2 protein-coding genes are annotated in these 2,280 nt (G+C 52.8%); both read left to right on the forward strand.

Features of this window, described 5'->3' with window-relative positions:
* The first annotated feature begins 294 nt into the window (after positions 1-294).
* Positions 295-1,296, forward strand: coding sequence for a Clp protease/crotonase-like domain-containing protein (locus QO034_RS23160; RefSeq protein WP_284487860.1), 1,002 nt, complete (start codon positions 295-297; stop codon positions 1,294-1,296).
* Between the two features lie 78 nt (positions 1,297-1,374).
* Positions 1,375-2,271, forward strand: a complete 897-nt coding sequence (locus QO034_RS23165) for an IS1 family transposase (RefSeq protein ID WP_284487861.1) — start codon at positions 1,375-1,377, stop codon at positions 2,269-2,271.
* The last annotated feature ends 9 nt before the right edge of the window (positions 2,272-2,280 follow it).

A 2,280-nucleotide genomic window follows, 5' to 3' on the forward strand; every position in this document is an offset into this window, starting at 1 on the left:
GGTAGTGGGTCAGTTTGAAATCTAGCGCCTCACACGCGCGCGAGGTTCCGTTTGCGTCGGATCAGGACTGCACCTATCTTATAGGCATGACAGACAAACCCAAGAGACCCAGAGACGCGAACCAGCTTGCCAAGTTCATCGTGGACGTGGCAACGGGTGAGGCTGCCACACATGATCCGGACACGTCTGCACAGCGCAGGGGTGGGCTTAAGGGCGGAAAGGCGAGGGCTGAGAGGCTTTCACCTGAGGATCGCAGAAAGATTGCGAGTACAGCAGCGAAGGCCAGATGGTGTAATGACGACAAATGAACTCGCAAAGCGTATTGCTGAGCACTATAACGCCGACATCTACCTTTACTATGGACCTATGTTTTACCCTGATGATCGGGCGTTTGTAGAGGCGGTCCGCCAGAACAAAAAACGCAAGAATGCGCTCCTGATCTTAGATACTCCCGGTGGTTCTGCAGAGGTTGCATATCGCGTAGGTCGTGCCGTGCAGAGAGCATACAGGACAAAATCAAATGAGCCTGATTGCGGGCAGTTCTATATTTACGTTGATGATTTGTGTAAATCAGCGGGAACTATCCTCAGCTTAGCGGCTGACAGGATCATCATGTCCCAATTTGGTGAATTGGGTCCAATTGATGTTCAGCTCAGAAAAGATGATGAAATCGGTGAAAGGACTTCCGGCCTGACCCCACACCAGGCGCTGGAAACACTACAGGTAGAAAGTGGATCTCATTTTCAGAGGTTCTTTCGGCAACTACGATTTGGAAGTGAGCTTGGGTTTTCAACCAAACTGTCGGCTGATATTGCCGCTCAGATGGCTGTCGGATTGATGGGATCGGTTTATAGTCAAATTGACCCGTCACGGTTGGGGGAAGTCGAGAGACATGTACGCGTGTCTTCAGAGTATGGCGCAAGACTCGCCACTAGGAACGTCAAGCCAAACACGATTGCGCGACTTGCTGCATCTTACCCATCGCATGAGTTCGTCATAGATCGAACTGAAGCACGGCAACTATTTGAAAACATTGATAGACCTACAGATGATCTTGAAGAGATTGCTGAATCTCTGGCGAGTGTTAAAACTTCGATAATCAAATCCGGCGACAGTGTGGTACTGTGCCTAAGTGGAGAGGACCAAGAAGATGATCAGTCTGATAGAAATGAAGACGGCTCACCTGAAGGACCAGCAGAATCTTCAGGACAGCATAGCGAGGGCACGAAGCGCGCTAACGGATCGGTACGACCCAAATCTGCCAAAGCCGGAAAGGACACACGAAAGGCGGATTGAGTCAGTTTTTTCCGATTGCGACGAGTAACTTATCACATCATACTTGACTATAGGTCACTTTGAAATTACATTGAGCTTATGAACAAGCTCGATGCCAAAATCCGTACCCTGATCATCCGCCTTCTTGTCGAGGGCAACAGCATCCGCGCCACAAGCCGGATCGCGGACGTGTCCAAAAACACCGTCAACAAACTACTGATAGACGCTGGCAAGGTGTGCGCCGCCTACCATGCTGCGAACGTGCGCGGGGTTGTGGCAAAGCATGTGCAAGCAGATGAAATCTGGGCTTTCTGCTACGCCAAGGAAAAGAACGTCAAAGCTGCCAAGGCCGCACCTGCTGAGGCTGGCGACATCTGGACATGGACTGCGCTGGACCCGGCAAGCAAGCTCATCATCAGCTACACCGTGGGAGACCGTTCGCAGCGCACAGCGCGCGAGTTCATGTTTGACCTTGCTGACCGGATCGAAGGGCGTTGCCAGCTTACCACAGACGGTCACGGTGCCTACCTGAAAGCCGTTGCTGACGCCTTCGGCGGTGACGTGGACTATGCCATGCTGGTCAAGCAATACGGCGATCCGACCGGCACAAAGGGTCATGAGCGCAAGTATAGCCCTGCCGAATACACCGGCGCAAAGAAAGAGCCGATCCTTGGCAAGCCCGACATGGAAATGGTCAGCACGTCGCATGTCGAGCGCCAGAACCTCACGATGCGCATGGGGATGCGCCGGTTCACCCGCCTGACAAACGCATTCAGCAAGAAGGCCGAGAACCACGCTTACGCGGTCGCGCTACACTTCATGTATTACAACTTCTGCCGGACCCATAAGAGCCTGCGCATGACACCCGCTATGGCTGCCGGTCTGTCAGCCAGCCCGTGGGAAGTTGAAGATATCGTTGCCTTGATTGATGCGGCAGAGCCAGCACCGAAAAAGCGCGGCCCCTACAAGCCTCGCAAAAAAGATAATTCAAACTGACCCACTACC

Origin of the sequence: Sedimentitalea xiamensis (genome assembly GCF_030164465.1) — a bacterium.
Lineage (GTDB): Bacteria > Pseudomonadota > Alphaproteobacteria > Rhodobacterales > Rhodobacteraceae > Sedimentitalea > Sedimentitalea xiamensis.

Excerpts from the sequence above, each read along its gene's own strand:
- QO034_RS23160 (WP_284487860.1), top strand. The coding sequence starts at position 295 with ATGACGACAAATGAACTCGCAAAGCGTATTGCTGAGCACTATAACGCC.
- QO034_RS23165 (WP_284487861.1), top strand. The coding sequence starts at position 1,375 with ATGAACAAGCTCGATGCCAAAATCCGTACCCTGATCATCCGCCTTCTT.